This window comes from Streptomyces sp. PT12, assembly GCF_003311645.1.
In the GTDB taxonomy this organism is placed as follows: Bacteria; Actinomycetota; Actinomycetes; order Streptomycetales; family Streptomycetaceae; genus Streptomyces.
The window spans coordinates 1-256 of record NZ_QEST01000052.1; the positions used below are offsets into that span (position 1 = coordinate 1).

The 256-nt window shown below is 38.7% G+C and carries 1 protein-coding gene; it reads right to left on the bottom strand.

Annotated elements, in window-relative coordinates; genetic code table 11:
- On the bottom strand, positions 1–250 hold a 250-nt coding region (locus DEH69_RS33570; RefSeq protein WP_369008261.1), incomplete at its 3' end, for a reverse transcriptase domain-containing protein.
- Between the last annotated feature and the right edge of the window lie 6 nt (positions 251–256).

Here is a 256-nt window from a genome sequence, read left to right on the forward strand (position 1 = left end):
AGATGGCTTTTATGATATTGAGGTATGTATCCTCTATCCCTATCCTCTGAAGAGTTTTGATCAAGAAAGGATGCTGTACTTTGTCAAATGCTTTTTCTGCATCTATTGAGAGGATCATGTGATTCTTGTTTTTTCTTTTGTTAATGTATTGTATCACGTTGATTGATTTGCGGATGTTGAACCAACCTTGCAGCCCAGGGATAAATCCGACTTGGTCGTGGTGAATGATCCTTTTAATGTACTGTTGGATCCACGC